The 20839-nt window shown below is 74.7% G+C and carries 22 protein-coding genes; 9 read left to right on the forward strand and 13 right to left on the reverse strand.

The genetic code is table 11. The features are described from left to right. The first annotated feature begins 232 nt into the window (after window positions 1–232). Window positions 233–484, forward strand: coding sequence for a chaplin (locus tag ACZ63F_RS23810; RefSeq protein WP_457698409.1), 252 nt, complete (start codon window positions 233–235; stop codon window positions 482–484). Between the two features lie 147 nt (window positions 485–631). Here the strand turns inward: ACZ63F_RS23810 and ACZ63F_RS23815 are convergent, their stop codons facing one another. After that, window positions 632–1888, reverse strand: coding sequence for an FAD-dependent oxidoreductase (locus ACZ63F_RS23815; RefSeq protein WP_469713583.1), 1257 nt, complete (start codon window positions 1886–1888; stop codon window positions 632–634). Then, window positions 1888–3273 (reverse strand): carboxylate--amine ligase, encoded by a 1386-nt coding sequence (locus ACZ63F_RS23820; RefSeq protein WP_469713520.1) that lies wholly within the window; start codon window positions 3271–3273, stop codon window positions 1888–1890. Before ACZ63F_RS23820 ends, ACZ63F_RS23815 begins: the two co-directional genes overlap by 1 nt. Window positions 3274–3446: 173 nt before the next feature. Between ACZ63F_RS23820 and ACZ63F_RS23825 the strand changes: the two genes are divergently transcribed. Further along, window positions 3447–4790, forward strand: coding sequence for a glycoside hydrolase family 26 protein (locus ACZ63F_RS23825; protein WP_469713522.1), 1344 nt, complete (start codon window positions 3447–3449; stop codon window positions 4788–4790). Between the two features lie 23 nt (window positions 4791–4813). Here the strand turns inward: ACZ63F_RS23825 and ACZ63F_RS23830 are convergent, their stop codons facing one another. From ACZ63F_RS23830 to ACZ63F_RS23870, 9 genes are read right to left on the reverse strand one after another with little or no spacing between them, the layout of a single operon-like run. After that, window positions 4814–5932 carry a GNAT family N-acetyltransferase gene (locus ACZ63F_RS23830; protein WP_469713523.1) on the reverse strand — a complete coding sequence of 373 codons (1119 nt, stop codon included), beginning with the start codon at window positions 5930–5932 and terminating at the stop codon, window positions 4814–4816. Beyond that, window positions 5929–6570 carry a YveK family protein gene (locus ACZ63F_RS23835; RefSeq protein WP_469713525.1) on the reverse strand — a complete coding sequence of 214 codons (642 nt, stop codon included), beginning with the start codon at window positions 6568–6570 and terminating at the stop codon, window positions 5929–5931. Before ACZ63F_RS23835 ends, ACZ63F_RS23830 begins: the two co-directional genes overlap by 4 nt. Next, the gene (locus ACZ63F_RS23840) at window positions 6567–7706 is read right to left on the reverse strand and encodes a glycosyltransferase (RefSeq protein ID WP_469713526.1); all 1140 of its coding nucleotides are present in this window, start codon (window positions 7704–7706) and stop codon (window positions 6567–6569) included. Before ACZ63F_RS23840 ends, ACZ63F_RS23835 begins: the two co-directional genes overlap by 4 nt. A 1-nt stretch (window position 7707) precedes the next feature. Then, window positions 7708–8397 carry a polysaccharide deacetylase family protein gene (locus tag ACZ63F_RS23845; RefSeq protein ID WP_469713584.1) on the reverse strand — a complete coding sequence of 230 codons (690 nt, stop codon included), beginning with the start codon at window positions 8395–8397 and terminating at the stop codon, window positions 7708–7710. Window positions 8398–8446: 49 nt separating this feature from the next. Then, the gene (locus tag ACZ63F_RS23850) at window positions 8447–10198 is read right to left on the reverse strand and encodes a lipid II flippase MurJ (RefSeq protein ID WP_469713527.1); all 1752 of its coding nucleotides are present in this window, start codon (window positions 10196–10198) and stop codon (window positions 8447–8449) included. Continuing rightward, complete coding sequence (locus ACZ63F_RS23855) at window positions 10147–11457, reverse strand: O-antigen ligase family protein (protein ID WP_469713529.1); 1311 nt, start codon at window positions 11455–11457, stop codon at window positions 10147–10149. Before ACZ63F_RS23855 ends, ACZ63F_RS23850 begins: the two co-directional genes overlap by 52 nt. Before the next feature lie 2 nt (window positions 11458–11459). Then, a complete protein-coding gene (locus ACZ63F_RS23860; RefSeq protein WP_469713530.1) occupies window positions 11460–12881 on the reverse strand; it encodes an exopolysaccharide biosynthesis polyprenyl glycosylphosphotransferase in 1422 nt (473 codons plus the stop codon). Next, on the reverse strand, window positions 12878–14083 hold the full coding sequence (locus tag ACZ63F_RS23865; RefSeq protein WP_469713532.1) for a glycosyltransferase: 1206 nt from the start codon (window positions 14081–14083) through the stop codon (window positions 12878–12880). The genes ACZ63F_RS23860 and ACZ63F_RS23865 overlap by 4 nt, the downstream gene beginning before the upstream one ends. A 58-nt stretch (window positions 14084–14141) precedes the next feature. Further along, window positions 14142–14780 (reverse strand): hypothetical protein, encoded by a 639-nt coding sequence (locus ACZ63F_RS23870; RefSeq protein ID WP_469713534.1) that lies wholly within the window; start codon window positions 14778–14780, stop codon window positions 14142–14144. Between the two features lie 257 nt (window positions 14781–15037). On the opposite strand from ACZ63F_RS23870, the gene ACZ63F_RS23875 reads away from it, so the two are divergent. From ACZ63F_RS23875 to ACZ63F_RS23905, 7 genes are all read left to right on the forward strand, one after another. Further along, window positions 15038–15277: a chaplin gene (locus ACZ63F_RS23875; RefSeq protein ID WP_469713535.1), complete on the forward strand. Its 240-nt coding sequence runs from the start codon at window positions 15038–15040 to the stop codon at window positions 15275–15277. A 229-nt stretch (window positions 15278–15506) separates the two neighbouring features. After that, window positions 15507–15797 carry a hypothetical protein gene (locus ACZ63F_RS23880; protein WP_352365680.1) on the forward strand — a complete coding sequence of 97 codons (291 nt, stop codon included), beginning with the start codon at window positions 15507–15509 and terminating at the stop codon, window positions 15795–15797. A gap of 141 nt (window positions 15798–15938) precedes the next feature. After that, on the forward strand, window positions 15939–16439 hold the full coding sequence (locus ACZ63F_RS23885) for a DUF5949 family protein (protein ID WP_351959103.1): 501 nt from the start codon (window positions 15939–15941) through the stop codon (window positions 16437–16439). Beyond that, a complete protein-coding gene (locus ACZ63F_RS23890; protein WP_469713537.1) occupies window positions 16439–17023 on the forward strand; it encodes a vitamin K epoxide reductase family protein in 585 nt (194 codons plus the stop codon). Before ACZ63F_RS23885 ends, ACZ63F_RS23890 begins: the two co-directional genes overlap by 1 nt. A gap of 254 nt (window positions 17024–17277) precedes the next feature. After that, complete coding sequence (locus ACZ63F_RS23895) at window positions 17278–17796, forward strand: hypothetical protein (RefSeq protein WP_469713540.1); 519 nt, start codon at window positions 17278–17280, stop codon at window positions 17794–17796. 124 nt (window positions 17797–17920) lie between these two features. Next, entirely contained in the window at window positions 17921–18400 is a 480-nt protein-coding gene (locus ACZ63F_RS23900) for a tyrosinase cofactor (protein ID WP_469713541.1), read from the forward strand. Continuing rightward, window positions 18384–19247, forward strand: a complete 864-nt coding sequence (locus ACZ63F_RS23905; protein ID WP_469713543.1) for a tyrosinase family protein — start codon at window positions 18384–18386, stop codon at window positions 19245–19247. The genes ACZ63F_RS23900 and ACZ63F_RS23905 overlap by 17 nt, the downstream gene beginning before the upstream one ends. A gap of 67 nt (window positions 19248–19314) precedes the next feature. Here ACZ63F_RS23905 and ACZ63F_RS23910 read toward each other — a convergent pair whose 3' ends face one another. Both ACZ63F_RS23910 and ACZ63F_RS23915 read right to left on the reverse strand, forming a co-directional pair. Further along, window positions 19315–19599: a chaplin gene (locus tag ACZ63F_RS23910; protein ID WP_469713545.1), complete on the reverse strand. Its 285-nt coding sequence runs from the start codon at window positions 19597–19599 to the stop codon at window positions 19315–19317. 122 nt (window positions 19600–19721) lie between these two features. Next, window positions 19722–20693, reverse strand: a complete 972-nt coding sequence (locus ACZ63F_RS23915) for a D-2-hydroxyacid dehydrogenase family protein (protein WP_469713547.1) — start codon at window positions 20691–20693, stop codon at window positions 19722–19724. Between the last annotated feature and the right edge of the window lie 146 nt (window positions 20694–20839).

Raw genomic sequence — 20839 nt, forward strand, 5'->3', positions numbered from 1 at the left:
GCGGTGCGCGTGACCGCGCCGCCCGCGCGGGCTTTCGTCGTGCTCCTGAAATTCCCCTCGCAAGGCGAAGCGTTTCCTCTCTCCGTGTCAATTCCCGGCGGGCGTTCGAGTGAATTGATCGAAGAGGAACGTTCCGTAGTTTCTTCCGCCGTCTATTCCTCGTTCTACAGCCTGCCGGTCATGGTGCGAGCCGTTCATGCTGTGCTCGCTCGGTTTCGGCCGACATACGGGCATGACCGCAGAGAAGGGAAAGTTCATGAAGAAGACCGCTGCTGTGGTCGCCGGCGCGCTCCTGGCGCTGGGCGGTGCCATCCCCGCTTTCGCCTCCGCCGGTGCGGAGGGCGCTGCCACCAACTCCCCGGGCGTCGTCTCCGGCAACGTGATCGAGGTCCCGGTGCACGTCCCGGTCAACGCCTGCGGCGACACCGTCGACGTCATCGCGCTGCTGAACCCGGCGTTCGCCGGCGTCTGCGCCAACAGCTGACGACGTCACACGGCGCACCAGCCCTCCCGGCTGTGGCACGGCCGGCCCCGGAACGCCGATCCTTCGCATCCGCGTTCCGGGGCCGGCTCTTCCGTTCTTCGGCCAGGAGGGCCGTGCCGTCAGCCCGCGAGGTCCGGCCCCCGCCCGTCAGCCGCGCACCGCGTCCGGCGCGGACTCCCGCCGCCCGGCCGGGACGCCCCAGCCGGCCGGCCCCGAGCGCAGCCGCCGCCGCACCCCGCGCACCAGCGTCCCGGCGGTGAAGCCGGCGCCGTGCACGAAGCGCATCGCCGGACCGAAGCCCGCCGCCGTGACCAGACCGGCCAGGAACAGCCCGGGATACGACGCCTCGAAGTCCCGGCCCACCTCGGGCGCCCCGTCGGCCCCGGTCACCAGGGTCGTCCGCAACTCGTCGGCGAGCAGCGCGAGCCGTCCGCGAGTCGCCCTGAACCCCGTTGCCGCGATGACGTGTTCGGTCTCCAGGGTGCCCACCCCGCCACCGCGTACCGCGGTGTCCAGGCGCACCCCGCCCGCCGACGCGCGCGCCGCCGTCACCTCGCGGCCCAGCAGCACCTCCACCCCGGACTCCACCCGCTCCCGCACCCACCAGGCGCCGGCCGGGCCGAGGGCGCTCGCCGCGATCCGGGTCCGGGTGGGCTCCGCGAGCCGCCGGTACAGGCCGGGCCGCTCGGAGTAGAACCAGTTCCGCCAGCCGGGGCCGAGCCCGCTGCGCGGGGCGCGGACCGACTGCCACCAGGGGCGCTGCCAGGGCGGCGGCATCTCGTTCCAGAACAGCTCGCCCGCGCGCACCAGCACCCGTACCCGGCTGCCCAGTTCGGCGAGGAGCGCCGCCGTCTCCAGGGCCGCCTGGCCGCCGCCGACCACCGTGACGTCCCGGCCCCGGAAGCGGCCCAGGTCGGCGTGGTGGCTGCTGTGCGTGACCAGGCCGGGGGAGAGGCCGCGCAGGGCCGCGGGGATCTCCACGAACGGCAGCACGCCGACGGCGAGGGCGACCGTCCGGCCGCGCAGCACCTCGCCGTCCGCCGTCGTCGCCTCGAAGCCGCCGGTGTGCGGCGCGACACGGGTGACCATGCGTTCGTCGACGGGCGGCGCGGCGTTGCGGGCGAACCACAGGCCGTACTCGGCGAACATCTCCAGGGGGATCGGCTGCCCGTGCCGGGCGGTCACTCCGCGGCCCGCGCAGTACACGTCCAGCCGCCAACGCGCCTCGGGGTCCGACAGGTTGGAGGCCCAGGGCTCGGACTTGAGGAACATCCCGCGGGGCATGTGGTCGCGCCAGGACGCCATCGGGCGGCCGAAGACCCGCACGTTCAGGCCCGCCGCGGCGGCGTGGGACGCGATGGACAGGCCGTACGGGCCCGCTCCCACCACCAGCAGGTCGTACATCAGCAACTGCTCGCCTTCTCGTCGTCGGACCGGTCGGGCTGACCGGAGAGGGTGGAGACGCCGGGCGCGGCGGGGACACCGGCCGCTCCGGTGAGTTCCTCGTCCCGGGCGGCGGGCACGAGGGGCTCCGCGGTCTGGGGGGCGGGCACGAGGGGTTCCCCGGCCTGGCGGACCACCGGCACGTGCGGGTGCGGCGCCCGGTCGGCGGTCCCGTCGCGCAGCCGGTCCAGGAGCCGGCCCGCCACGTGCCGGCCCCACAGCGCCCACATCGCGAGGCCGGGACCCCGGTCGTCCGGCGCGGACCAGGCCAGCTCCCGACCGCGCGGCGCCGGCCGCAGCGCGCTCAGCGGCGCGTAGTTCTCGACCACGAACGACCGCCCGGCCAGCGGCACCCCGTCCGGCAGCGGCCGGTGCGTCAGGTCCAGGTGCAGGGCACGTACGACGTCCAGGCCGGCGCTGTCGGCGAAGAGCCGGAACTGGGCGCCCGGACGGGGGTTGAAGTCGAGGAGGTGGTAGCGGCCGGTGCTGCCGCAGCGCCGGAAGTCCAGGTCGAAGATGCCCCGGAAGCCCAGCTCGCCGATGAGCCGCTCGGCATGCGCCCGCACCTGCGCGTTGGGCGTCCACAGGCCGACCGCGGTCAGTCCGGCGCCGCGCGGCCAGGCCTGCTGCTTGCGGCCGGGGCCGCCCGCGCGCAGCTGCCCGGTGCGGTCGGCGTAGCCGTGGAAGAACCAGTCGCGGTCCGGGCCCGGCGGCAGGAACTCCTGCAGCAGCAGCCTGCTGCCCGCCTCCTCGCTGCGCAGGTACAGTTCCACCGCCTCTCGCGCCGAGCGCACCACGACCGTGCTGCGCAGCCCGGACCCGGCCGGCAGCAGCCAGGGCCGGCTCCACTTGGCGATCACCGGCAGCCCGAGCCGCCGGACCGCGGCGGCGGTCTCCCCGGTGCTGTCCGGGACCAGCGTCGGCGGGTGCGGGATGCCGGCCGCCGCGCACACCTCGGCGAGCTCCGCCTTGTCGGCGACGCGTTCGGGCAGGGTGCCGGGCTGCTGCGGAAGCAGGTAGGCGGGCGCGAGGTCCGCGCGGAACCGGCCGGCCGCGACGGCGCTCGCGTCGTCCATCGGGATCAGCACGGCCGGGCGGGCGATCCGCGCCGCCACCCGGTGCAGCACGGCGACGATCTCGGCGGGCGACGCGCCCGGCGCCAGCGGCGGGTGCAGCCGCCTTACGTAGCGGGACCTGCGGACCGGGCTGCCCGCGGAGTCGGCGACCACGTGGACCTCCACCCCGGCTCTGCCGAGCGAGCGCACGGCCCCCAGGGTGCCGTGGTGGAAGGGGTTCCGGTCGATCCGCAGCAGAACCGCGGGAACCCGGATGTCTAGCAGCGACACGGACCATTTCCTTTGCGTCGGTTCACCCGTGCGGTCGTCCGGGGCACCCGAAAGCCGCAGCCGCACTGGCGGAATTCATATTGATATGACTGAGTGTCAGTAAGTGGCACTTACTCAGGAGTGCTGCGAACGGACGAGTGGACGGACGAACAACGATGGAGAAAGGAGCAGGCATGACCCCACAGCGGCGAGAGCGAACGCGGTTCCGGTGGTACCGGCCGGCCGTGGCCGCGGCGGCCCTCGCCGTCGCCGTCGCCTCGGCGACCCTGGCGACCGGCCCGGGATTCGCCGCGGGTGCGGGGGCGGCGCGGTTCACCGGCCCACCGGCTCCGGCACCCGCGACAGGCGTCCCGGCACCCACGACAGCCGCCCCGACGCCCACGACGTCCGTCCCGGCATCCGCCGCACCCCTGCCGACCCCGACCCCGGCCGCCGACGCACCGGCGGTCGGCGCACCGGCCAGGGCGACGCCGCCCGCCTTCGGGGCGTTCCTCGACTCCGGCCCGCTCGGTGTCGCGCGCATGGCCCAGCTGAGCAGCTGGCTCGGCGGCACCGAGCTGAAGGTCGCGCACACGTATCTGCCCGGCAACCGCTGGGCCGACATCGAGGGCGCCCCCGGCTTCCTGGACGTCTGGGCGCACTGGCGACGGGGGAAGGCCGACCGGATGCTCGTCCTCAACGTGCCCATGCAGGAGCGCAACGAGGAGGGCATCGGGGACGACGAGGTCCGCTCGCTGCTGCGGCAGGGCGCGGCCGGGGCGTTCGATCACCACTTCCGGGCCCTGGCCGAGCGGCTGGTGGCCCTGCGGGTCCCGGACACGGTCATCGTGCTCGGCTGGGAGATGAACGGCATCACCTACACCCATCGTTGCGGGCCGGACCCGGAGGCCTGGAAGACGTACTGGAGACGGATCGTCACCACCATGCGCGCGGTGCCGGGCCAGAAGTTCCGGTTCGACTTCACGGCGAGCCGGGGCCGCGACGCCGTTCCGTGGACGCAGTGCTACCCCGGGGACGACACGGTCGACATCGTCGGCATGGATGCGTACGACCAGCCGACCGGACTCTCCTTCGACGAGCAGGTGCGGGAGCCCTACGGACTCCAGCAGCACGTCGATTTCGCGAAGGCCCACGGAAAGCCCGTCTCCTATCCGGAATGGGGCCTCTTCCGCAACGGTGACGACGCCGAGTACATGCGCCGGATGCTCGCCTGGATGGACCAGCACAAGCCGCTGTACAACACGCTGACCGACTACTGCCCGCACGGCGTCTGGCAGTGCTCGGTCAACCCGCGCTCCGCGCACGTCTACCGCCAGGCCCTCTTCGGCCGCACCGACACCACGACCCCGACGCCGGCGACCCCCAGCCCGACCCCGACCCCGACCCCGACCCCGTCCGCGTCCCCGAGCCCGGCCGCCACGCCGAGTGCCACGCCCACGTCCTCCTGCACGTCGATGGAGCTGGGCGCCTGGATCGAGTACTGGCTCGGCGGGAAGCTCTGCTTCGGCCTCGACTGACGCACGGATGCGCCCGGCGTCCGCTACTCCTGCCGGCGCTCCTTCCACCGCTGCCGCACCTCCTTGATCCGCTGCCGGGCGGCGGCGTCGCAGAGCGCCGCCGTCAGCAGCGGGGCGGTGCGCCGCCGGGCCAGCAGCAGCCGCTGGTTGACGACCGGCTCGGGCCGCCAGTGGTGCTTGTACGGCTCGTCGCCGCGCAGCAGGCTCAGCGCCCCCCGCTCCCCGGTGCCGGTGTGCTGGGTGCAGGCGTCCAGCAGCATCACCGCCACGTCCGCCTTGCGCTCCCGCAGCCGGGGATGCGCCCCGTACAGGTAGCCGCCCGCGAGACTCGGCGCCAGCAGGGTCAGGTCGACGGCGACCACCTCGTCGTCGAGCCGGAACTCGGTGACCACCGCGTCCCCGGACCGCACCATCGGCCCCACCGAGCGCACCAGATGCTCCTGGAAGCGGGACTGGAGGTGCTCGGTGGTCACCTTCCGCCCCTGCCACTGGAGCCGGTGCAGGTCGAGGAGGCGGCGCAGCGCCGCGTCCACCCCGTCGGGCGGCACGACGTCCCGGCGCACCCCCAGCGAGCCCAGCTTGCGCAGCTTGGCGCGGACCCGCTGGGCCTTGCCCGACGGCAGCCTGCCGACCAGCTCGTCCATCGACACGGCCGGCAGCTCCAGGCAGACCGAGTCCGGCACCTTCCGGCACGGGCCGCGCCAGCGGTCGTAGACCCGCTCCACCGCGCCGCCCGGCCGTACCTCGCGGAAGTCGATCAGCGCCGTCCGGGCCGCCTCGGCCAGCTCCCGGGTGAGGGCGTCCGCCACCCGGCCGTCGTCGGCGTCGGCGAGCAGCACGTCCGCGTAGTCCGAGATCGCCCCGCCGAGCGGCACCAGCGTGGGCAGCGGCTGGTGCACCAGCATCAGCGGGGCCGCGCCGACCAGCTCACCGCCGTGGCGGACCAGGACGAGGCGGAGCCGGCCGGGGGTTCCGTAGGAGCGCCACCAGGAGTGCAGCCAGGCGTGGCTCTGGAACGGGGTGGCCGTGCCGCACCGCCGGTACAGGCGGCCCCAGGCCGGGGCCAGCCCGGCGAACGCGTCCTCGTCGGTGACGAGTTCGGTGGTGTACGCGGCGAGCGTCGGGTGGGCCGTCGTGGTCACAGCTGTCCGTGTACGTCGGCGGCGACGGCCGGACCGGGCACCGAGGCCTGCAGCGCGGACTCCGCCGGCCGGCGCCGGGGGCGCACCAGGAGCGCGAGACCGCCCAGCAGTCCGCCCGCGCTCGCGCCCACCAGAGCGGTCACCTTCGAGGACGCGGAGGTCGGCGCCGTCGGCTTCGGCGCCCGGGAGAACTGCAGGAGTTCCACGTTGGTGTCGCTCTTGGTGTCGTTGGCGTGCTGGATGAGCGAGCGGGCCACCGCGTTCGCCATGTCGGTGGCCTGGAGGGCGTGCGGCGAGCTGGCCGAGACGGCGACCATCGGCGCGTCCGGCGAGGTCTCCGTCTGCACACTGTCCTGCAGCGTCTTCAGCGGCACCCCGGCCCACATCTGCGCGTCCCCGAGCACCGCGAGCTGGGTGGCGACCCGGCCGTAGGCCTGCGCGAACCCCTGCGCGGACGCGGTGTCGGACTTGTCGGCGGTGACGGCGATGACGTAGGCGGTCGCCGTGTAGCTGGGCGGCGTCAGCACGCCGTAGGCGCCGCCCAGCAGCCCGCCGGCCAGGACCCCGGCCGCCAGCAGCGACCAGGGCGGGATGGCGCGCGGGAACGGGCGGGGTGCTCGGACGGTGTTCTCGGTCATGGCGTGCTGGCTCCCTGAGGTGTGGTGGCGAGTGCGGCCGCGTAGACGTCCATGAGCTGGGCGGCGCTGCGGGTGATGCTGTAGTGACGGGCGGCGTCCGGCGCGCCGCGCGGGCCGGGTCCGGCGGCGCGGGCGGCGGACAGCGCCGCGGCGTAGGCGGCGGCGCCGCCCGTGACGCGGCGGGCGCCCGGCGCGGCGGCGGTCGGCAGGTCCTCGACGGCCGGGCAGGCGCTGTAGAGCACGGGCAGCCCCGCGGCCAGCGCCTCGACGACCGCGAGCCCGAAGGCCTCCTCGGCGGAGGGCGAGGCGAACACGTCCATGGCGGAGGTGAGGGCGGGCAGGTCGGGGTCCTGGGCGTCGTCGGAGGTGTAGGGCCGCTCGCCGGCGAACAGCACCCGGCCGGCGACCCCGGCCGCCCGCGCGGCGCGCCGCAGGGCGTCCTCCTCCGGACCGCCGCCCACCAGCAGCAGCCTGCAGTCGGCGGGGAGGGCCGCGAGGGCCTCGACCAGGACGCCGAACCGCTTGCCGGGCGCGAGCCGCCCGACGGCGCCGACGACCCAGGCGTCCTGCGGGATGCCCAGGCGGTCGCGGACACGCCGGCGCCGGTCCGTGTCGAAGCGGAACCGGTCCAGGTCGATGCCGTTCGGGACCACCTCGATCCGCGGCCCCGGCACCCCCCACCGGCGCAGCCGGTCGGCGACGGTCGGCGAGACGGCCACCGTGGACCGCCCGAGCCGCTCACCCGCCAGGTACAGCGCCCGCACGCCCGCGGTCAGTGCGCGCCCCTCCAGCTGCGAGTCGCCGAGCGAGTGCTCGGTGGCGACCACGGCCCGCACCCCCGCGAGCCGCGCGGCGATCCGGCCGTACAGGCAGGCCCGGTACAGGTGGGTGTGGACGAGGTCGTAGCGGCCCCGGCGGATCAGCCGCACCAGGCGGGGCAGCGCGGCCAGGTCCCGGTTCCCGGTCATTCCCAGGTGGACCACCCGCACCCCGTCCGCGGCCAGCCCGTCCGCGACCGGCCCCGGGTTGGTGAGCGTGACGACGTCGCAGGCCACCGGCAGGTGCCGCAGCAGCAGCCGCAGTTGCTGCTCCGCGCCGCCGGTCCCCAGGCCCGTGATGACGTGGAGGGCCTTCATCTCACAGCCCCTGGACCGGACGGCGGCGCAGCCGGTGCAGCCGGTACTTCAGGAAGAGGCGCCCGGCGTGGTCGTTCTGCCCGATGTGCACGCGGGGCAGGGCGTACGGGCCGCCCAGCGGGCCCGGGTCGATGGCGCAGCCGTAGCCGTATCCGGCGTCCCGCACGGCGTCGACGGCCCGCTGGTCGACGCTGCCGTAGGGGTAGCAGAAGCCCTCGACGGGGGACTGGACCAGCTCCTCCAGCTGCGCCCGGCTGTCGGCGGTCTCGGCCCGCAGGGTCTCCGCGTCGGCCTTCGTCAGGTCGACGTGGGTGAGCCCGTGGGAGCCGATCTCCACCCCGCTGCAGGCGGCCCGCCGGACGCCGTCCGCGGTGAGCAGCGGCTTGCGCGGGCCCAGCGGGTCCCAGGCGTTGTCGCCGCCGAGCCGTCCGGGCAGCACGAAGAGGGTGGCGCCGCAGCCCCAGCGGTCCAGCACGGGCAGGGCGTGGTCGAGGAAGTCGGCGTACCCGTCGTCGAAGGTCAGCGCCACCAGCCGGCGTCCCTCGCCGCGGGCCCGTGCGGCGATCAGCCCGGCCACCGACACCCCGCGCAGCCCGCGCCGGCGCAGCCAGCCGAGCTGCTTCTCCAGCCGCCCGGGGGAGACGGTGACGCGGTACGGGTCGTCGGAACAGTCGCCCACGGAGTGGTACATGGCGACCCAGGGGACCGGGCCGGTGAGGCGTCCGGCTCTCACGGCGGACTCAATGGAAGACGGCATGCGCGAGCCTTCGGGTGACGGTGGCTACGGAACGGAGTGCGGGTGCGAAACCCTGGGCGCCCAGGGCCCAGCCGAGCAGGACGAAGACGACGGTGACGGCCGTGGCGCCGGCGGCCAGACCGGTGAACGGGTCCGCCGGCCGCGCGGCGGCGAAGAGCCCGGCGGCGGTCGCGGCGACCGCCGCCCGCACCGGCCGGCTCAGTTCGGCGAGCACCCGCCGGGTACGGATCGGGACGCTGCGCGGGCCCGTCCCGGCGAGCAGGAGCACGGCGGTGGCGGTGATGCCGGCGGCGTTGGCGGCGGCGATGCCGGTGACGCCGTACGGGCCGACCGTCAGGGCGCCGATCCAGGAGGTCACCACGATCCCGGCGGCCATGGCGCCCACCGGGTACCAGGAGGCGCGGCCCGCCGAGAAGTACGAGCGGACCAGCACCCCGACCAGGGTCTGCCCGAGCAGCCCGAGCGCGTAGACGCGCATCACCCCGGCCGTGGCGGCGGTGTCCACGGAGGTGAACGCGCCGCGCTGGAACAGCAGCTGGATGAGCTGCGGCGCACAGGCCACGACCACGGCGGTGCCGAGCAGCACCACGCTCGCGGCCACCGACAGGTCCCGCTCGACCCGGCTCCGGGCCCGCTCGGTGTCGCCCTCGGCCAGCGCCCGGGCCACCACGGGGAAGGTGACCGTGCACAGCATCAGCGACATCGTCATCGGGATCTGCGCGACCTTCTGCGCGTAGTTGAGGTGCGAGATGGCCCCGGAGTGCAGGTGCGAGGCGAGGAACCGCTCGATCAGGACCTGCGACTGCCGGCACAGCGCGAACAGCAGCACGGTGGCCATCAGCGCCACGTTCAGCGGCCGCTCCGCGGCACCGGCCGCGCCCTCCTCCCGCGCCTTGGGCCTGCGCCGCAACTGCCCGAGCAGCGACGGCACCTGTACGGCGACCATCACGGCGCCCCCGGCCGCCACCCCGAAAGCCGCCGACCGCACGCCCCAGTGGCCGCCGAGCGCGAACATCGCCGCGATGATCCCGGCGTTGTAGGCGACGTAGATCGAGGCCGGGGCGAGGAACCGCCGGTGCGCGCGCAGGGCGGCGCTGCAGTACCCGGCCAGTCCGAAGGTCAGCACGCAGGTGGCGGTGAGCCGGGTGCAGCCGACGGCGAGGCCGGGGTCCCGCAGCCCCGGCGCGAGCGCCTCGACGAGTTGCGGGGCCCCGCCGACCAGCAGGGCGCCGACGCCGGCGAAGGCCAGGGCCAGCTTGGGCAGCGTCCCGGCGACGAGGGCCCGTACGGGATCGCCGGGCGTCCCCTGCGTCCGCCGGGCCAGGGCCAGGCTGAACGCGGGCACGAGGGCGAACGCCAGCCCGTCCTCGATGAGCAGCGTCGCCGCGAACTCGGGCACGGTCCACGCGACCAGGAACGCGTCGGTGTCCCGCCCGGCCCCGAAGAGCCGCGCGAGCGACTGGTCGCGGATCAGCCCGAGAAGCGACCCGAGCACGGAGAACGCGGCGGTACCGAGAGCGGCCTTGGCGAGGAATCCGCGCGTGGGGGGTGAGTTCTCGACGCCGGGCTCGGCAACCCCCTCAGGGGCGCGGGGCTGTGACACCTGCGGCTCCGCCGCGTGGGCGCGCTCAGCCCCCACCGACCCGCAGTCGACGTCCGACCCTTCCACCCCCGGCGTCACCGTCACCGCGCCGCAGCCTTCGCGTCCCGCTCCGCCCCCACCAACGCCCACCATGCCACCGCCCCGAACACCACCGCCGTGAGAACCGTCGACGGCCCCCCGATGTCGGCGTACGCGAAATCGACGAGCTGCCAGATCAGCAGCCCGCACCCCACCAGCGCACAGTCGAGCCCGTCCCCCGCGCGCGCCCGCCACAGCCCCCGCAGCCCGCACGCCAGCAGCGCCAGCCAGCTGCCCGCCAGGGCGAGCAGCCCGAGCAGCCCCTGCTCGCTGAGGACCAGCAGGTACATGTTGTGCGGCGACAGCAGCGGCTGCTTCCGGTACGCCGCCCCCGCCCCCTCCGTGTCGCTCCCGGACGACAGCGCCAGCGAGGCGTGCGCGTCCCGGTACGCGGGGAAGTTCTTCAGGCCGACGCCGGTCACCGGGTGCTCCCGCCACATCCCCGTCGCCGCCGCCCACAGCGTGTACCGGTCGACCACCGACTGGTCCGGCGCGTCCGTGACCTGCCCGATGCTGCTGAGCCGCTCCTGGAGCATGGCCGTACCCACCCCGAAGCCGCCCACCAGCACCACGCCGGCCGCGACCGCGACCGCCGCCACCTTCAGCGCCCGCCGCAGCCCCGCCAGGGCGAGCTGCACACCGCAGGTCAGGACCGTGGCGATCCAGGCGCCCCGGCTGAAGGAGACGGCCAGCGGCAGCAGCAGCCCGAGCGCGCACGCGCCCGCCGCCACCCGCTGCCGTACCGGGGAACGCCCGAGCGCCAGCCCGAGAGCGCAGACCAGACCGAACGACACGACGGTGGCCATGCCCATCACGTCCTGCGCCCCGAAGGTGCCGACCGCGCGGATCTCCTCGCCCTGGTACGACGCCCCGGTGCCGGTGACGTACTGGTGCACCCCGACCGCGCCCTGCCAGACCGCGAGCCCCACGAACGACCAGGCGAGGAGCCGGAAGTCGGCGCGGTCCCGAACCAGCAGCACGACGGCGGCGGGGACCAGGACGAACACCTGGAGGTAGCGGCCGAGGCCGGTCAGCCCGGCGCCCGGCGAGGCCGCGCCCATCGCCGCGACGGCCAGCCCCACCACCGGCATGCCGAGCACCGCCACGGTCGTGGCGGACAGCGGGCGCCGCCGCTCCCGCAGTGTGCGCAGCGCGGCGTACAGCACCACGAGGGCGGACACCGCGTCGGCGGGCCCCGCACCGCCCTCGTCGCCGCCCGGGGCGAGCGGCAGCGCGAGGACCGCGAGCACGGCGACCGCGGCCAGCACCGGCGGCAGCCGCAGCGGCCGGGCCGGTGACAGTGCGAAGCTCATTCTCAGCTCCCCGTCGAGCGCACGAGCGCGGCCGCGGTGCGCAGCAGGATGCAGACGTCCTGCCACAGCGACCAGTTGTCGATGTAGGCGTTGTCGAAGCGGGCCCGGTCCTCGATGGAGGTGTCGCCGCGCAGCCCGTTGATCTGGGCGAGTCCCGTGATGCCGGTCCGCATCCGGTGGCGGGCCGCGTAGCCCGGGTAGGTCTGGCTGAACTGGCCGACGAAGAAGGGCCGTTCTGGGCGCGGGCCGACCAGGCTCATGTCGCCCCAGAGCACGTTCCACAGCTGGAGCAGCTCGTCCAGGGAGGTCTGGCGCAGGAAGCGGCAGAACCGGCTCATCTTGATCTCGCCGGCCACGCTCCAGCGGGTGGCGGCCTCGTGCTCGTCGACCGGGCGGTGGGTGCGCAGCTTCAGCAGGGTGAAGGGGCGGCCGTCCTTGCCGATCCGCTCCTGCCGGAAGACGACTCCGGGCCCGTCGGTGATCCGCAGCACGGTCGCGCAGACCAGCAGCAGCGGTCCGGCCAGTACCAGCGCCGCCCCGGAGACGGCGATGTCCAGGACCCGCTTGCCGACGCTGCCGCGCCGCCGCGAGCCCATCTCCAGGCGGCGGCAGGAGAACCCGGCGAGCTGGTCGCGCGTCTCGTACGCCGGTGAGTCCGCGTCGACCTCCCAGACCACGCAGCCGGACTCGGCCAGCGCCCGCAGCAGCGGGCCCTGTTCGGCGCGCACGGCGGGGTGGACGGTGAGGACGGCCCGGACCCCGTTCTGGATGAGGGCACGCTCGACCTCCTCGCCGGTGGTCAGCACGGGCAGGCCCTCGGCGCCCTCGGGGTGTTCGGCGACGACGCCCACCGGGCGCACCCCGCAGGACGGGTGGCGCAGCACGGCGGCGGCGACCCGCTGGGCGGTGGCGGCCGGGCCGACGACCAGGGCGGCGCGCGGCCGGCGCAGCAGCGCGAGGCGGCGCCGCCAGTGCACCAGGCCGCGGCCCGCGCCGGCCGCCGCCGCGTGCAGGGCGAAGCCGAGCAGCAGGGCGCGGACGGACAGCGCACGGCCCGGGTCCCAGGCGGCGACGGCCGCGGCCAGGCCCAGCCAGACGACGGCGATCCGGCCGCACACGGCGGGGAGTTCGTCGAGGATCCCGGTCATCCGCCGGACGGTCTGCGGGCGCAGCAGTATCGCCCCGGCCACCAGCAGGGCGACCAGGGCGGGCCGGCGGACGGCCCCGTCGAGCGCGGCCGCGCCGAGCAGCGCGGCACCCAGGTCGGCGGCGAGCAGCGGCGCCGGGGAGGCGGGCCGCACGGGCGGCCGCCGCAGCGGGAACCGGAAGCCGCCGGTGGTGCGCGGCGGCAGCACGGAGACGGGCGAGAGTCCGTGGTCCCGGGGCTTGGCGCCGGGGGAGGGGACGGTGCTTTCCGCGGTCACGAGTGGATGGACTCCCTGCGCTCGAAGGACACCAGCGGCCGCCCGCCGAGGAGTTCGCGGTACAGCACCGCGACCGCCTCCGCCGTGCGCCGCACATCGTGCGTGGACAGGACGTGCCGGCGCCCCCGGCCGCCGAGCGAGGCACGCAGCTCCGGGTCGAGGAGCAGCGCGGCGACCGCCCCGGCCAGCGCGCCGGGCCGGCCCGGCGGGACCAGGCAGTGCGCCGCGTGGCCGGGCGGCAGGCTCTCGCGGGCGCCGTCGACATCGGTGACCAGCACCGGCCGCCCGCAGGCCAGCGCCTCCAGCGGGGCGAGCGCCATGCCCTCCCAGCGCGAGGGCAGCACCACCAGGTCGGCGGCCCGGTACCAGGGCCGGACGTCCGCGACGGGGCCCACGAACTCGACCGAGTCGGTGCGGACCTGGGCGGCGGAGACCGAGGCCGCGAGCCGGTGGAGCGCGTCCCGGTCGGGTCCGTCGCCGACCAGGGCCAGCCGGGCGTCCGGCACCCTGCGCAGCACCTCGGGCCAGGCCCGCAGCAGCACGTCCTGGCCCTTCTGCCGGCACAGCCGCCCGACACAGACGACCAGGGGAGCCCCCGCGGGCCGCTCTCCAGGGCCGGCTGGGCCTACCGGGCCGGCTGGGCCTACCGGGCCGGCCGGGGTGAAGTGCTCGGTGTCGATGCCGTTCGGGACGACCGTGTACCGGGCGCGGATCCCGGCGCGCATGCCGGTCGTGCGCTCGGCCTCGCTGACGCACACCACCCGGTGCGCCCAGCGCGCGCCCCACCGCTCCCACCGCAGCGCCAGCACGGCGGTGGCGCCGCCGACGGCCTCGAAGGACCAGGCGTGCGGCTGGAACAGGGTCGGGACGCGCCCGCGCACGGCGAGCCGTCCGGCGAGGCCCGCCTTCGCGCTGTGCGCGTGCACCAGTGCGGGCCGTACCTCGTCGAGCAGCCGGCCGAGGCGGCGTACCTCGTCCGGGAGACCGGCGCCCGGGGAGCGGTCGGCGTGCCACCCGCGCACCTCGGCGCCCAGGGCCCGCGCGCGCTCGGCCAGGTCACCACCGGGGCAGGCCAGCGTGACCCGCAGACCGGCCGTGAGCTGGGCCTTCGTCAGATCCAGGACAACCCGGGCCACTCCGCCCTCGACGGGCTGCGCCAGGTGGAGGACCCGTGGCCGAGGGTCGGTGGCTGATCGGTGCATACGCGGATTCCTCGCTCACGGGGGGCGCGCTCGGGATTGCGGGCGGGGACGCGGCGTACTACCGCGCGTCCACGGCGGCGAAGAGCGCGCCCGCCCACGCCGCGTCGCGCTGGGAAACGAGCCGGAAGGTCAGCTGGTCACCGCCGTGGGCGAGACCGGTACCTGGATCGGACACATCCGAGTCGTAGCCGAGCGTGCTGGCGTACGCGGGCTCACGCCGGGCGCGTACCGGGCCGGGTTCGTTGATCGTGGAGTCGAGTACGTCGTCGGCCGGGTCGGCGGAGTCCTGGAGCGGGACGGGTGCGGGGCCGGCGGTGGTGTAGGTGAGCGAGTCGCCGGTGCCGTTCCGGCCGCCGTTGTATGCCACGAGACCCGTCCGGCCGCCGGCGCCACGCGGGGCGTGTAGCCCGTTCAGCCGTACCCCGGCCGGTGTGCCGAGGGAGTCGAGGCCGTCCCGGAGGCCGGCCGTCCACCGTCCTGAGCCGCTGGAACGGACCGGCTCGGTCACCTCCGCCGAGGCCTGGAGGGCGCCGGCGCCGCCGCGCGGCAGCGCGTGGTGGCGCTCGGCGAAGGGGATGCGCGCAGCCTCGGGGGCGGGCTCAGCCGTCGTCAGGGCGGTGCCCGGTGCCCGGACCGAGGCGAGGACGAGCGCGCTCGCCGACGCACGGCACAGCAGCGGGCCCAGGAGATTGCGCATGACCGGCTTCGTTCCTTCAGGGGAGCGGAGAGACGGGCGGAACAGTCTGATGTGATGTCAATAAGGGTAAGTCGGGAGGTTCGCAACTCTAGTCGCTATCCGTATTAATCCGTCAAAACCGGGCAAGTGTGTCGGAGTCGTGAAGGCGGCTCCCCGGAGATCACTCGTGTGGCGGCACAACCCGGGGCGGCGCCACGCGTTGACACAGCGCTGGGCATCCGCCCGTATGTTTGTTTCGACCCCAAGGAGACCTCTCCATGTCGCGTATCGCGAAGGGCCTGGTCCTGTCCACCGCTGCCGTCGCGGCCGTCGCCGGCGGTGCCGCTGCGGCTGTCGCCGACAGCGGCGCGAACAGCGCCGCCGCCCACTCCCCGGGCGTGCTGTCGGGCAACGTGATCGAGGTTCCGATCCACGTTCCGGTCAACGTCTGCGGCGACACCATCGACGTGATCGGCCTGCTGAACCCCGGCTTCGGCAACACCTGCGCCAACGACTGACGCAGCGGCTGTTCCCTTCGGCCGGCCGTCCACCCGCGCATCCCGCGGGCGGACGGCCGATCCGTTTTTCCCGGCCGTCCACCGGAGCGCGCCCGGCCCGGCCGGTGCCTTCGGGATCTCATATGTCTTCCGAAAACGGGGTTTCCGGTCCGCCGGGACATCGTTGGACATGACGTCGAATTCCCCCGGGCGGCTTGCGTTGCCGAAAGTCGCCGAAGAAAGGAACATGATGAACTCGCTGAAGGCCGTCGCCGTCGCCGCCGGTTCCGTGGCCCTCGTCGGCGTCGCCGCGCCCGCGTTCGCCTACAACACCGCCGACCTCACGCCCACCAGCCTCAACGGCGCGGTGAACACGATCACCAAGGACGGCCTTGACCTGAACCAGGCGATGCCGCTGCGGCACCAGTCGAACGCGCTCAACACCGAGAACAAGCGCTCCCCGCTCAACACGGTCAAGACCGCGGCCGCGGCCCTCAACCAGCACAACCCGCTGCTCGGCGGCCTGCCGCTGCAGGGCTGAGCCGGCGGAGGGCGGGCCGGGCCGGGAGTGTTCGAGGGACACCGAGGGGTGTCCCTCGTTCGTGTGGCCCGTCCGGCGGGCGTCCGCCGACCGGGTGAGCGGGCACCCGGCCGCCGCACGGCCCGTCGGTAGGGTCGCGCGGTGACCTCAACCCCAAGCGAAACCCGCCCGTTCCGCCTCGCCGACCTCGGCACGCTCGTCGTGCTGGCCTGGAGCGGCGAGGCCCCCGACGGCGGCGACATGCCCTATCTGCTGGCCTACTCCCTCGGTGACGCGGAGGGCGGTCCCGAGGCCACCGCGGCCGCGATCGAGGCGCTGCTGGCGAACAACGGGCTGCCGGTGGGCGGCGACCTCGTCGACGGCACCGCCCGGCCCAGCCTGCCCGTCACCCTGCTCGTCGAGGCCGGCCAGGCCGTCCTCAGCCTTGCCCCGCTCAACGCCCAGTGCCCCGCGCCCGCGGAGTGGCTCGCCGCGGTCGGCGAACGCGGCTACGCCTACCTGGTGTTCACCACCCGCCCGTGGCCCGAGGGCGAACCGGGCAGGCCCGTCGACCCCGAGGCGCTGCGGGACTTCGCCGGGGCCGAGGAGACCCTGACCGCCGCCGCACACGTTGTCCTGCCGGCCCGCAGCCTGCGCGGCTGATGGCCCGGGCCGCGGGGGCCGGGCGGGGGTTCGCGCTGCTGACGGTGGTCGCGGGGGCGGCCGGGCTGCTGGCCTCCTGGGTCATCACCCTCGACAAGTTCAAGCTCCTCGAGAACCCGCACTTCGTGCCCGGGTGCAGCCTGAACCCGGTGGTGTCCTGCGGCAGCGTGATGAAGAGCGCCCAGGCCTCGGCGTTCGGGTTCCCCAACCCGATGCTGGGCCTGGTGGCCTACGCCGTGGTGATCTGCGTCGGCACCAGCCTGCTGGCCGGCGCCCGCTTCCCCGCCTGGTACTGGCTGACCTTCGACGCCGGCTGCGCCTTCGGCATCGGATTCGTGTCCTGGCTGCAGTTCGAGTCGCTGTACCGGATCGGCGCGCTGTGCCTGTGGTGCTGCCTGGCCTGGGTGGCCACCATCGTCCTGTTCTGGTACGTCACCGCCTTCGCCGTACGCCGGCGGTTCCTGCCTGCACCGCGCCCGCTGCGGGAGTTCCTCGGCGAGTTCACCTGGGTGCTGCCGGTGCTGCACACCGGGGTCGTCGGCATGCTCGTCCTGACCCGATGGTGGGACTTCTGGACGAGCTGACCAACGGAACTCCGGAATGCCGGAACATCGGAATACCGGAACGCCGACATGTCGGAGGAACGGAATTCCGGAGGAGCGGATTGTCGTAGGAGCAGACTTCCGGAGGAGTAGATTTCCGGAGGAGCGGACGAGCGCGGACTGGCGTACAGCCGACTAATGCTGCACCCGGGCGAATTGTGAACTGATGCCGATTCCGGGCTCGTTACCCGGTACGGACGTCGCTGCTCCCGTATCCCGAAAGGCCCGTACCTGACATGAAGCCGACCACCCGAGGAACCCTTGCCGTCGTCGCGGGCGTCGCCGTCGCCATGGGCGCGGCCGCCACGCCCGCCGCCGCGACCGGCGGGGTCCCCGTGCCCGTGCCCCTGGACGGCGCGGAGAAGTCCCTCGGCACCGAGATGCCCAAGCTCGGCCTGGAGCTGCCGCTGCTGATCCCGGGCGTCCCCGAGGGGCCCCGCTACGTCGAGGGCCGGCTCATCCCGGAGGGCGCGCTGCCGCGGGTGCCGATGAACGGCCAGCTGCCCGGCGTCGACCTCGGCGTGCCGCTCCCGCGTGCCCTCGGCGCCGGCTTCGACCACGTCGGCATCGACCTCCCGGCCTCCGACCTGCGCACCCTCACCCCCGGCCTGGCGCTGGACGCGCCCCTCAGCGCGCCCGACCCGCAGCACTACGGCGTGCCGCACCTGAAGATGCCCGAGGTCGGGGTGCTGGCCCCGGTCCTGCAGACGGTCGTCGGCGGCAAGCTGGGCGCCGGCTCCGGCACCGGCCGGTAAACCCCCCTCGGACACGGCCCTTTCGGCCCGGTCCCGCGCCGGACGGCGGTGCGGTGGTGACCGGGCGCCCCCTTGGACGGTTACCGGTACCGACAGTGGTCGGTGAACCGTACGAGGAGTGGGCATGGTCGTCGGAGTCGGTGGTGTGGCGGTGGGCGCGGAGCCGGGAGCGGGGCAGCCGGGCAGAGCCGGGACGGGCGGACCGACGCGGCGCGAGCTGACGCGGGGGCTGTTCGCCTCCGTGGCCGCCCTCGCGTTCGCCCCGGTCGTCGCCGCCTCCCGCCCCTCGCCCCCGGCCGGGGCGCCCGCGGGCACCTCCTTCGACGAGACCTACCGGGGACGCCGCATCCGGGGTGCGCTGGTACCGGCGGCCGAGCGGGCCGTCGACGGCGGCGAGTGGCAGGTCACCGTGGACGGCCGGCCGCTGCATCTGATGCGGCGGGCCGACGGCAGCTGGCTCAGCATGGTGGACCACTACAGCTCGTACCCGACCCCGCTGGCGGCGACCCGCGGGGCCGTCGACGAGATGGGTCCCGGGCAGCGGCTGCGCGATCCGGGGCCGGGACACATGCACATGGGGGGAGACCATGGCGTACGTGCGTAAGGACGTCAGCAGGCTGACGGCCGCCGAGCGGGGGCGGCTCGTGAAGGCGTTCCTGGAGGTCAAACGGCGCGGCGAGTACGACGAGTTCGTGCGGATGCACATCGAGTACTACACCCCCGACGGCGAGGACGGGCTGCGCGCCGCCCACATGGCGCCCTCCTTTCTGCCCTGGCACCGCCGCTTCCTGCTCGATCTGGAGCAGGCCCTGCGCCGGGTCGACGGGTCGGTGACGGTGCCGTACTGGGACTGGACGAGGGACCGTTCGGCGTCCGGTGTGCCGTGGACGAGGGATCTGCTCGGCGGCAACGGCCGGGCCCGCGACCAGCAGGTGATGACCGGCCCGTTCGCCTATGCGGCGGGGCACTGGACCATCACGGAGGGCGTCACCGACGGCGAGTTCCTCGCCCGGGACCTGGGCCGGGCCCGCGATCCGATCGACCTGCCCACCGGTGCCGAACTCGACCGGGCGCTGGCCGACCCCGCCTACGACGTCCCGCCGTGGGACTCGACGGTCACCCGGGGTTTCCGCAACCTGCTGGAGGGCTGGGGGACCGGCAGCGGCAAGGCGTCGTGGCACAACCACAACCGGGTGCACCGCTGGGTCGGCGGCGCCATGCTCGGCGGCGCCTCCGTCAACGACCCCGTCTTCTGGTTCCACCACGCCTTCGTCGACCTCCAGTGGGAGCGCTGGAAGTCCCGGCACCGCGGGCGGTACCTGCCGGCGCAGCCGCCGGGCCCCGGCGACCCGCAGCGCGACCGGATCGTCGCCCGCGGCGGGAAGCTGCCGCCGTGGGACGTCACCCCCGAGTCGCTGGAGGACGTGAGCCGGATCTACCGGTACGCCTGAGCCGGCGCCGGACACGGGAAGAGCCCCGGCGCGCAGGGCGCGCCGGGGCTCCTTCGCAGGCGGTGGCTCAGGAGCCGTAGCCGCCGTTCTTGCCGTCACCGCTCTTGAGGTGGCCTCCGTTGCCGCAGGCGTTGCCGAACGCCGGGTTCAGCAGACCGATCACGTCGACGGTGTCGCCGCACACGTTCACCGGGATGTTGACCGGGACCTCGATGACGTTGCCGGACACCACGCCGGGCGAGTTGACGGCCTCGCCGTTGGCACCCGCGTCGGCCAGGGCCAGGCCGGCCCCGCCGATCACCACAGCGCCGGTGCCGAGGGCTACGACGGCGGCCTTCGCGATGCGAGACATCACGTTCTCCTTCTTGTTGCTCGGGGAGTGCGGCGGCAGGACCAGCCGCCGCACTCCCCGTTCAACGCCCCGACCTGCGGCTGGTCACGCCGATCAGCCGACGATCACTCCAAGGGCCGGAGTCAGGACACCCCCTGCGGCAGCCGCCGTACCGGGGCGCCGGCCAGGAAGGCCCGGATGTTCTCCACGGCCTGGCCGTAGTACGTGGTGTAGTTGGCGTGGGAGACGTAACCGAGGTGCGGGGTGGCCAGCAGCCGGGGCGCGGTGCGCATCGGGTGGCCGGCGGGCAGCGGCTCGGTGTCGAAGACGTCGACACCGGCGCCCGCGATCCGGCCCTCGTGCAGCGCGGCGAGCAGCGCGTCCTGGTCCACGATCGCCGCGCGCGAGGTGTTGACGAGGTAGGCGGTGGGCTTGAGGAGGGCGAGTTCGGCGGCGCCGAGCAGCCCCCGGGTGCGGTCGCCGAGCGCCAGGTGGACGGAGACGAAGTCGCTGGTGGCGAGCAGGTCCTCCTTGCTCGGCGCGAGGCCGACGCCGACCTCCTCGGCGCGCTCCTTGCCGAGGTTCTGGCTCCAGGCGCTGACGTGCATGCCGAAGGCGAGTCCGACCTGAGCGACCTTGCCGCCGATCTTCCCCAGGCCGAGCAGCCCGAGCCGGCGCCCGTGCAGATCGGCGCCGACGGTGGACTGCCAGGGCCCGCCGCCCCGCAGCGCCGCGCTCTCCTGGACCAGCCCCCGGGCCAGCCCCAGCAGCAGCGCCCAGGTCAGCTCGACCGGCGGCGCCGAGGAACTCTCCGTCCCGCACACCGTGATCCCGTGCGCCTCGGCGGCCGCGTAGTCGATGACGCTGTTGCGCATCCCGGAGGCGATCAGGAGCCGCAGCCGGGGGAGCCGTTCGAGCACCGAACCGGGAAAGGCGACACGCTCGCGCAGGGTCACCACGATGTCGAAGCCGGCGAGAGCCGCGACGAGTTCGTCCTCGTCCCCGGGATGCTCCCGCAGCGACACCACCTCGACCCGACCGGCGAGCGAGGCCCAGTCCCCGAACTCCCCGCCCACCCCTTGAAAGTCGTCGATCACAGCACAGCGAAGAACCATTGCTTCACCGTACCGGGCACTCATGGCGCCCCTTCAGGGGCGCTGGGGGTACCCCCAGCCGAAGGCTGGGGGAGGAACTGCGCGACCAGCCCAGATCCATCCGCAGCCGCCCGACAACCCATCCAGGCGCCCCCGTTGGCGCACAG

Source organism: Streptomyces sp. NPDC104761, assembly GCF_055583445.1.

What these genes read in the sequence shown, in the direction of transcription:
- ACZ63F_RS23890 (WP_469713537.1), top strand. Translation starts at nt 16,439, where the DNA reads ATGGCCCGGGCCGCGGGGGCCGGGCGGGGGTTCGCGCTGCTGACGGTG.
- ACZ63F_RS23810 (WP_457698409.1), top strand. Translation starts at nt 233, where the DNA reads ATGACCGCAGAGAAGGGAAAGTTCATGAAGAAGACCGCTGCTGTGGTC.
- ACZ63F_RS23870 (WP_469713534.1), bottom strand. Translation starts at nt 14,780, where the DNA reads ATGCGCAATCTCCTGGGCCCGCTGCTGTGCCGTGCGTCGGCGAGCGCG.
- ACZ63F_RS23835 (WP_469713525.1), bottom strand. Translation starts at nt 6,570, where the DNA reads ATGACCGAGAACACCGTCCGAGCACCCCGCCCGTTCCCGCGCGCCATC.
- ACZ63F_RS23850 (WP_469713527.1), bottom strand. Translation starts at nt 10,198, where the DNA reads ATGGTGGGCGTTGGTGGGGGCGGAGCGGGACGCGAAGGCTGCGGCGCG.
- ACZ63F_RS23875 (WP_469713535.1), top strand. Translation starts at nt 15,038, where the DNA reads ATGTCGCGTATCGCGAAGGGCCTGGTCCTGTCCACCGCTGCCGTCGCG.
- ACZ63F_RS23900 (WP_469713541.1), top strand. Translation starts at nt 17,921, where the DNA reads ATGGTCGTCGGAGTCGGTGGTGTGGCGGTGGGCGCGGAGCCGGGAGCG.
- ACZ63F_RS23815 (WP_469713583.1), bottom strand. Translation starts at nt 1,888, where the DNA reads ATGTACGACCTGCTGGTGGTGGGAGCGGGCCCGTACGGCCTGTCCATC.
- ACZ63F_RS23840 (WP_469713526.1), bottom strand. Translation starts at nt 7,706, where the DNA reads ATGAAGGCCCTCCACGTCATCACGGGCCTGGGGACCGGCGGCGCGGAG.
- ACZ63F_RS23845 (WP_469713584.1), bottom strand. Translation starts at nt 8,397, where the DNA reads ATGTACCACTCCGTGGGCGACTGTTCCGACGACCCGTACCGCGTCACC.
- ACZ63F_RS23825 (WP_469713522.1), top strand. Translation starts at nt 3,447, where the DNA reads ATGACCCCACAGCGGCGAGAGCGAACGCGGTTCCGGTGGTACCGGCCG.
- ACZ63F_RS23855 (WP_469713529.1), bottom strand. Translation starts at nt 11,457, where the DNA reads ATGAGCTTCGCACTGTCACCGGCCCGGCCGCTGCGGCTGCCGCCGGTG.
- ACZ63F_RS23880 (WP_352365680.1), top strand. Translation starts at nt 15,507, where the DNA reads ATGAACTCGCTGAAGGCCGTCGCCGTCGCCGCCGGTTCCGTGGCCCTC.
- ACZ63F_RS23915 (WP_469713547.1), bottom strand. Translation starts at nt 20,693, where the DNA reads ATGGTTCTTCGCTGTGCTGTGATCGACGACTTTCAAGGGGTGGGCGGG.
- ACZ63F_RS23865 (WP_469713532.1), bottom strand. Translation starts at nt 14,083, where the DNA reads ATGCACCGATCAGCCACCGACCCTCGGCCACGGGTCCTCCACCTGGCG.
- ACZ63F_RS23910 (WP_469713545.1), bottom strand. Translation starts at nt 19,599, where the DNA reads ATGTCTCGCATCGCGAAGGCCGCCGTCGTAGCCCTCGGCACCGGCGCT.
- ACZ63F_RS23895 (WP_469713540.1), top strand. Translation starts at nt 17,278, where the DNA reads ATGAAGCCGACCACCCGAGGAACCCTTGCCGTCGTCGCGGGCGTCGCC.
- ACZ63F_RS23905 (WP_469713543.1), top strand. Translation starts at nt 18,384, where the DNA reads ATGGCGTACGTGCGTAAGGACGTCAGCAGGCTGACGGCCGCCGAGCGG.